The sequence below is a fragment of the Geminocystis sp. GBBB08 genome, assembly GCF_016743215.1.
GTDB lineage: Bacteria > Cyanobacteriota > Cyanobacteriia > Cyanobacteriales > Cyanobacteriaceae > Geminocystis.
The window spans coordinates 1-8,027 of sequence record NZ_VRZC01000171.1; the positions used below are offsets into that span (position 1 = coordinate 1).

Below are 8,027 nucleotides of genomic sequence, written 5' to 3' on the forward strand. Positions count from 1 at the left end.
TATTAGCAATAGGCACTATTGCCGCTTGGTATTCTTATAGTAAATTAGCTGTAAAAAATCCTGTTGATAATTCACAAACTGAGGTAAAAATAAATAATGATCTTAATAAGCAACAAATAGAAATTTACGGTATTAATGATCAATTAGCATTAGTTCCTACTACTATACAAATTGAAAAAGGAAAAGATGATCAAGAATCTTTAACCGTTGCATTTAATAAATTATTAACCGGTTTAGATAGTAATAATATTACCACTGCTATTCCCGAAAATACCAAGTTAACTAATTTAACCGTTAAAGATGACGGTATTCACATCGACTTATCTTCAGAGTTTACTACTGGTGGTGGTAGTGCCTCGATGATTAGTCGTTTAGGGCAAGTAATTTATACTGCTAGTAGTGTCAATCCTTCTGTTAATGTTTGGATTAGTGTCGAAGGTAAACCTTTAAATATTTTAGGAGAAGAAGGATTAATAGTAGAACAACCGATGACGAGAGGTATATTTATGGAATCTTTTCCTTCTCCTAATTAAGTAGGTAAGTAAAATTAATACTGCATTTTATTTGTCTCAAACCGATGATAACAATAATGGTTAACAAGAGGTTTAAACCCTTTGCATTACCTATATACAATTAATTAGTGCTTGAGTATTAAATAATAGTGATGGGGGATAGTTTATAATTTATAGTTGTTAAATCGTCATCTTACCGTAAAACAGGCATCTTGCCTGTAAATTCCTCATTCCTCATTCTTCAATAATGTTTAAAAAGTTTAGATTTATTAGTATCTTTGTTATTTGTTTATTATTAGTTTTCGGCTGTTATCATGTAAAAACTTTAGCTGAAAATAGAGTCTTTTTAGATTTGAAATTACAGTTTTTAGGGGAATATCAATTAACAGAAACTAACTATGAAAATACATTAATCGGAGGGTTTTCTGGCATAACTTATAATCCTGATAAAGATGTTTATTATGCTATTTCTGATGATAGATCATACTTTTCACCTGCTCGGTTTTATACCTTAAAAATTAACATAAATAACGATACAATTAATGATGTTAATGTCGAAAATGTTACCTTTTTAAAAAATAAGCAAGGAGAAAATTATCCTCCTAATACTTCGGATACTGAAGCCATCACTTTTAGCCCCAGAAATTCCTTATTTATTTCTAGTGAAGGAGTTTCTAAAACTAATACTCCCCCTTTTATTAATGAATATAATCTTGATGGTAAATTCAAAAATTCTGTGAGAATACCAGATAGATATATACCAAAACAAGGAGAAAAAAAAGGAGTTGAAAATAATCTTGGTTTTGAATCTTTAACGATCAAAGCTAATGGTATAATGCCTCAAGATCCTTTTAGATTATTTACCGTCACAGAATCTGCTTTAGTGCAAGATGTCGATCTTAATAACCCTCAAACTATTTTAAGATCAAGGTTAATGCACTATGTTATCAATCCTATAGGGAATCCTGTTTTAGTAGGCGAATATTTATATCTGATCGATAATCCTGCATTAGGGGTATTATTTAATGGAGTATCAGAATTATTGGCACTACCCCAAGAAGGTTATTTATTAAGTTTAGAACGTACTTTAGGATTAAGAGGATATGGTGCAAAAATCTTCCAATTAGTTATAGCTAATGCTACGGATATTTCTAGTGAAAAAACTTTGACACAAGATATTAGTAATATTATCCCAATTCGTAAAAAATTAGTTTTAGATTTGCAAAAATTAGGTATTCAATTAGATAATTTAGAGGGTATCACTTTTGGTCCTCGTTTAGCGGATGGGAGTCAAAGTTTAATTATGATTAGTGATAATAATTTTAACAAAGAAGGTAAACAAAAAAATCAGTTTTTATTATTCAAATTAAATAATTAATGAAAAAATGCTCAATATTCCTCAAGTTATTGCTAGGGAATTATCCCTTAATATTCAAAATGTTAATCATGCTTTAGAATTATTGACAGAAGGTGCTACTATTCCTTTTATCGCTCGTTATCGTAAAGAACGTACTGGTTCTTTGAATGAAATTGAATTAAGAAACATTCATGATCGCTTTATCTATTTACAAGAATTAGAAAGTCGTAAGCAAGTTATATTAGATGGTATCGCTTCTCAAAATCAACTCAGTGATAAATTAAAAGCTCAAATCATGGCTTGTTTACAAAAAAATGAGCTTGAAGACCTTTATTTACCATTTAAGCCAAAAAGACGCACTCGTGCCACTATGGCGAAAGAAAAAGGCTTGACTCCCCTTGCTGAATTTGTCAAAAGTCTTAATCATCCTCAAAGAAAATCCATCTCTATGGAAAAAGAAGCGGAAAAATATCTGTCAGAAGAAGTAACTACTATAGAAGAGGCGTTAAATGGTGTTAGTGACATTCTCGGGGAAGAAATTGCTGAAAAAGCAGAATTAAGAGTTTATTTAAGGGAATTTATCCTAGATAATGGGGTGTTTGTTTCTCGTGTCAAAGAGAATTATCCTCAAGGTAGTACTAAATTTGAAATGTATCGTACTTTTAAAAGTAAACTCACCAAAATTGCTCCTCATAATATCCTTGCTTTATTTCGTGGAGAATCAGCAAAAATTCTGGTAATAGATATTGATTTTGATGAGTCACAGGTTATGAATTATTTAGAATCAAGGGTAATTCAAACTAAAATTAATGAAGTGCGAAAATTTTATCAAGTAATGCTAAAAGATAGTTTTCATCGTTTGCTCAAACCTGCTTTAATAAGAGATGTACGCTCAGAAATTAAAGCATGGGCTGATAAAGAATCCATTAAAACTTTTGAAGCTAATTTGCGAGAATTGTTATTGTCTCCTCCTGCAGGTATGAAGCCAACTTTAGCAATTGATCCCGGATTTCGGACAGGTTGCAAGGTTTGTGTCTTATCAGCAACAGGGCAGTTTTTGGAATATCAAGCTATTTTTCCTCATAGTGGCAATGAAAAAAGGGCGATCGCCTCTGATACTGTTAAAAAGTTAATCAAAAAGTATCAGATAGAATTAATTGCCATCGGTAATGGCACAGCGTCACGGGAGACAGACGAATTTATTACGGAAGTTTTGGCAACAATAGCGAAAAAACCGATTAAAGTAATGGTGAATGAATCGGGCGCTTCTATTTATTCTGCCAGTGAGGTAGCTATTGAAGAGTTTCCCGATTTAGATATAACCGTTAGAGGGGCAATTAGTATTGGAAGAAGGTTACAAGATCCTTTAGCAGAATTAGTTAAAATTGATCCAAAGTCCATAGGTGTGGGACAATATCAACATGATGTTGATCAAAAATTATTAAAGAAAAACTTAGAAGAAACCGTCGAAAGTTGTGTTAATTATGTTGGAGTAGATTTGAATACTGCCTCCAAAGAATTGTTAATGTTTGTCTCTGGTATAAATCAAACAATTGCTAATAATATTATCAGTTATCGTAACGAAAAAGGAGCATTTAAAAGCCGAAAAGAATTATTAAAAGTAAAAAAATTAGGGGCGAAAACCTTTGAATTAGCTGCTGGTTTTTTGCGGATTCGTGACGGTGAAAATCCTTTAGATAAAACGGCGGTGCATCCTGAAAGTTATAATATTGTTAAAACTATTGCCACTGATTTAAAAATACCTTTAACAGATATTGCTCAAATAAATTCACAGCTTAAAAATGTTGATTTAAAACAATATATAACTGAAAACATTGGATTGCCTACATTACAGGATATAATTCAAGAATTAGAAAAACCCGGAAGAGATCCTCGTGCTAAATTTCAATATGCTACATTTAGAGAAGATATAAAAGAAATTGATGATTTAAAAGAAGGAATGCCCCTAGAAGGAATTGTCACTAATGTAGTTAATTTTGGTGCTTTCGTTGATATTGGAGTACACCAAGATGGATTAGTACATATATCTCAATTAGCAGACAGATTCGTAAGTGATACAAATGAAATAGTAAAAGTTGGGCAAGTCGTAAAAGTCAGAGTTTTAGAGGTAGATAAGAAGTTAAATAGAATTAATTTATCAATGAAAAATAATTAGGGGTTACTGAAAAAGTATTTTAATGAGGATAGGCAACGGGGCATCGGGTTTTAATTCTTAGAATTAGAGTATGTAATTGTATAATACTTACTTATTTTTTGACTAAACAAGGGGTTTAAACCCTTTGCTAAAACTGTGCTTTTTTTTATTGATGTAGTGTGTTTAAATTCTTAATTTTTATAGCTTCCTGATTAATTCAGCCGCTCTTAATTAGGTTTATTAAATAAGTTAAAAATTTTTATTTTTTGCCCTCATCACTCATACTTTTTACAGCAGACTTGAGTGAGAAAAATAAGGGATAAATCCCTTACTAGGAAATAGTTTAAAGTATAACAATCCTAAATCATTCGTGAAGAATTAAAGATTAAAAAATAAATCTGTAAATTTTACTATACCTTAAAGCTGACCACTGAAAGCTGATAGCTAACACCTCTTTAAATCTCACAACTCCCATAGGAGTGCTATATTTTTACCAAAAATTTATTACTTATTTTGAGGAATAGTTTTATCTTCAAGATTATTTTTTATACATTGGAGGCAACAAAGGCGATCGCAATGACTCCTGTCACTAAAAGTGTTCCAAAAATCCCCAGTATAACATAATTACGTTTTTGTTTTTTAGTCGGTGGTTCAGCTTGATAAACTTTAGGCTCATTGGCAAAATTATTGATTCTGCCTCCATCTTCTGTGGTATATGGCATTTATTTAACCTCTTAATAATTAATTAAAGCTCATCATACTATATTTTGCCTCAAAAATTGTTATACAATGAAGATTATATTCAATCAATATTTTTTAGAAAAAAGGAATGAAAAGTACTGTTTTAACTTCTAGTAGTATCACCTTAAGAGCTAATTATAATATTCCTATCGTTATCATCATTGCAGGTATTGCCTTAATTTTATGGTCATTAATACTGGCATTAGTTGTTACAGTTTTTGGTATATTTTTATTAATTCAAGCTAATCTCATTAAATTGACATTTACCCCTACTACTTTAGATGTTTATCGTGGAGAAAAACTGATTAGAACTTTTCCTTATAGTGAATGGGAAAACTGGGTAATATTTTGGCAACCTATACCTATTTTGTTATACTTTAAAGAAGTGAACAGTATTCATTTTTTACCTATTATATTTGATCCCAATACCTTAAAAGAATGTTTAGAAAAATATTGTTCTTTTAAAAAATAATTCAATTTTTAAGCTCAAAAAAACTTTTTATTTATAGCTAAACAATTATAAAAATTATGATGTCGGATAACAAAAAAGATAATCAAATCGAAAATATTAATTTAGATAGTTTTGATGATGAAGATTTATGGGAGATGCAATCACAAAAAGAAAATAATACTGAGACAAAATTATCCTTAGAAATAAAAAAAGATTTAACGGAAAATCCTGCTTTAGAATTATCTATTAATCATGAAAATCAAGAATCTGTTAACGCAGAATTAGTAATTAAAAATGTATCAGAAAAAAAATTATTTAATTCAGATTTAGAGGAAAAAAATACTAATTTATTAAATGAAACAGATGTTAATTCTATGGAAGATGACGAAAATAAATTTATCCCATTGCCATTAGAATCTACCGAAAAAATTAATGAAACTATTGGCAATAAACCAAATAATTATATCACAGAAATTCAGGTTTTAGAAGACAAAAAACAAGATTTAATCAACCAGCAAGAAACGATTATTTCTAATATTAATTTAATTGTTCAACAAGGGTTAAAAGAGTTAGAAGAAAAAAAACAACGCCTAGAATTAACTATACAAAAATTAGAGGGTAGAAAAGAAAGAATTGAACAGGAAATGAAGACTACTTTTTCTGGTGTTTCTCAAGATTTATCTATTCGAGTTCAAGGTTTTAAAGATTATTTAGTGGGTAGTTTACAGGATTTAGCTACCGCAGCTGAACAATTGGAATTATCAAACACTCCTTCTCAATCATGGGAAACTGTTTCTAACAACACTGCTACTATACAAAATAATAACCCCAATCCGCAATTTGTGGAAAAAAATTTTCAAGAGGAAACTCGTCAAATTCGTCGTTTATTAGATCAGTATCGCACAAAACCTGATTATTATGGTGCGGCTTGGCAATTACGACGAACTTTTGAACCAATTCACGCTCAAAGGGTTGCTGAATGGTTTTTTACCCAAGGAGGAAGAGGTGCTTTACGTACTATGGGAACTAGACTACAAAACATCTTGGTAGCTTCGGCAATTATCTCTATTTTATATCAATTATATGGCGATCGCAGTCGCACTTTAATTTTAGCAGATACACCTGAAAGATTGGGAGAATGGCGGCGAGGTTTACAGGATTGTTTAGGTATTTCTCGCAGTGATTTTGGCCCAAATCGAGGAGTAGTATTATTTGAAACATCTGAATCTCTTATTCAAAAAGGCGATCGCATAGTGGAAGAAAAAGATCTACCATTTGTAATAATGGATCAAAGTGATGATAAAGTGAGTCTTTCCTTGCTAAAATTTCCCTTATGGTTAGCATTTGCCCCAGAAACCACCTCTCAAACTTCTAATTATTATTACTAAGTGTCAAATGATAAGCTGTATTGAATAAATCAGACAATACTATCGCTAAAATTCATTAGACTTCTGCAACAAGTAAGCGGATTTGGGAAGAAAATTCAGATTAAACTATCCAAGTTTGATCTTAGTTTTTATTTTGCAATAAATCTATTTTACAGCTAACAAATAAGTAGGTAAGCAAAATTAATACTGCATTTTATTTTTGAACAAATCAAGGAGAATAAGCAAGAGGTAACAAGGGGTTTAAACTCTAGCCTTGCATTGCTTAGATACATTTTATTTTAAAGGGGTTTATCAGCTTAGGGAATAAATAATGGTGAAATAAGCTTTTTCCTTGTAATTTTTCATTTCTCATTCTTGAATAATATCAAAATTTACGGTAAAAATAATGTTTCCTTTTTATCAGAAAAAACCCACTCCAAAAGTAATTGTCTCTCCGGAGAAGATTAATATTTCTAAACCCTTAAAATCTTCCTCTAAACCGAAGATTAAAATTCCTTATCATTTTCAAAAAAATAGTATTATTACCTATTCTCAATCAGAAATAAAAAAAGAGTTAAAAAAGTATCCAGGATTATTAAGAACACTAGGTCACGCTTATCAATATCAAATCATATTTACAGATCAAAATCAAGAAAAACAATATTGGTTTTGCCGTAACTTAGAATTAGTAATGCCTTTACTTAAATATTTAAATGAACAAAATTGGGCGGTAGATTGGCATGAAAAACCATTTTCGATTGTGGAAACATCCTTCAATCCTTCTATCATTAATCCCTCTTTTTCTTAAATATTAATATTTATTAAGAATTAGGTTATTTAGAGTAAGCAAAATAAAAATATGTTACAATCTTTTATAATAGTAAAACCATTTGTCTCTTGATTTGAACAGATAAAGTTTAAAAAGGAATGCTACAAAAAAAAGACAAAACCAAAGGGTCAATTTTATGGGGTAATCAACCTTGGAAAATTTTGTTTATGGGAGACGATAATCTACTTTATCAAAAGTTAAATAGATACTGTAACAAGTTAGTATTTTTTAATAAAAATTGTCAATTAACTAAATTTAACTATTTATTGGATGATTACGAAAATTTATTACAAACTTATGATATTCCTCTGATTTTTTTTCTGATTAAAAGACCTAATAATGGGGAATTTTCCTTAATTAATAATCTGAAAACAAAATCTAGTTATTTGTCTCCTAAAATTATTACTATTATTTCTAAAAAAAATGTGGAGTTAAGAACTAAAATTTTAGAGAATATAGATATATTTGATTATTTAGAAATAGAAGAAATCAATATTCAGCAGTTAGAAAATAAAATAATAACTGCTTTAAAATCTTATAAAGAAGAAAAAAAATATCTAACCAAAAAAGCCGATAAAGAAAAGAAAATAATTTTTTCAAATGATAGCTATGAAG

At 29.8% G+C, this 8,027-nt stretch carries 7 protein-coding genes and 1 pseudogene; 7 read left to right on the plus strand and 1 reads right to left on the minus strand.

Annotated features, from left to right (window positions below):
• The 3 genes from FWJ34_RS16380 to FWJ34_RS16390 all read left to right on the plus strand — a co-directional run.
• Positions 1–533, plus strand: a 533-nt coding sequence (locus FWJ34_RS16380; RefSeq protein ID WP_308256417.1) for a GerMN domain-containing protein, incomplete at its 5' end; no start/stop codon positions are given.
• A gap of 226 nt (positions 534–759) precedes the next feature.
• Positions 760–1,890: an esterase-like activity of phytase family protein gene (locus tag FWJ34_RS16385; RefSeq protein ID WP_308256418.1), complete on the plus strand. Its 1,131-nt coding sequence runs from the start codon at positions 760–762 to the stop codon at positions 1,888–1,890.
• Positions 1,891–1,897: 7 nt separating this feature from the next.
• Positions 1,898–4,045 carry a Tex family protein gene (locus tag FWJ34_RS16390; protein ID WP_308256419.1) on the plus strand — a complete coding sequence of 716 codons (2,148 nt, stop codon included), beginning with the start codon at positions 1,898–1,900 and terminating at the stop codon, positions 4,043–4,045.
• 524 nt (positions 4,046–4,569) lie between these two features.
• Here the strand turns inward: FWJ34_RS16390 and psb34 are convergent.
• Positions 4,570–4,746: a photosystem II assembly protein Psb34 gene (gene psb34, locus FWJ34_RS16395; RefSeq protein WP_308256421.1), complete on the minus strand. Its 177-nt coding sequence runs from the start codon at positions 4,744–4,746 to the stop codon at positions 4,570–4,572.
• A 107-nt stretch (positions 4,747–4,853) separates the two neighbouring features.
• Here psb34 and FWJ34_RS16400 point away from each other — a divergent pair, with 107 nt between their 5' ends.
• From FWJ34_RS16400 to FWJ34_RS16415, 4 genes and pseudogenes are all read left to right on the plus strand, one after another.
• Positions 4,854–5,237, plus strand: coding sequence for a DUF3119 family protein (locus tag FWJ34_RS16400; protein ID WP_308256422.1), 384 nt, complete (start codon positions 4,854–4,856; stop codon positions 5,235–5,237).
• Positions 5,238–5,296: 59 nt separating this feature from the next.
• Positions 5,297–6,604, plus strand: coding sequence for a DUF3086 domain-containing protein (locus tag FWJ34_RS16405; RefSeq protein WP_308256424.1), 1,308 nt, complete (start codon positions 5,297–5,299; stop codon positions 6,602–6,604).
• Positions 6,605–6,989: 385 nt separating this feature from the next.
• Positions 6,990–7,391, plus strand: coding sequence for a hypothetical protein (locus FWJ34_RS16410; RefSeq protein ID WP_308256423.1), 402 nt, complete (start codon positions 6,990–6,992; stop codon positions 7,389–7,391).
• Positions 7,392–7,510: 119 nt separating this feature from the next.
• Positions 7,511–8,027, plus strand: a pseudogene (locus FWJ34_RS16415) (hybrid sensor histidine kinase/response regulator); the annotation flags it as partial.

Bases quoted from the DNA above. Each gene is read 5' to 3' on its own strand.
- FWJ34_RS16410 (WP_308256423.1), top strand. From the start codon at position 6,990: ATGTTTCCTTTTTATCAGAAAAAACCCACTCCAAAAGTAATTGTCTCT.
- psb34 (WP_308256421.1), bottom strand. From the start codon at position 4,746: ATGCCATATACCACAGAAGATGGAGGCAGAATCAATAATTTTGCCAAT.
- FWJ34_RS16405 (WP_308256424.1), top strand. From the start codon at position 5,297: ATGTCGGATAACAAAAAAGATAATCAAATCGAAAATATTAATTTAGAT.
- FWJ34_RS16390 (WP_308256419.1), top strand. From the start codon at position 1,898: ATGCTCAATATTCCTCAAGTTATTGCTAGGGAATTATCCCTTAATATT.
- FWJ34_RS16385 (WP_308256418.1), top strand. From the start codon at position 760: ATGTTTAAAAAGTTTAGATTTATTAGTATCTTTGTTATTTGTTTATTA.
- FWJ34_RS16400 (WP_308256422.1), top strand. From the start codon at position 4,854: ATGAAAAGTACTGTTTTAACTTCTAGTAGTATCACCTTAAGAGCTAAT.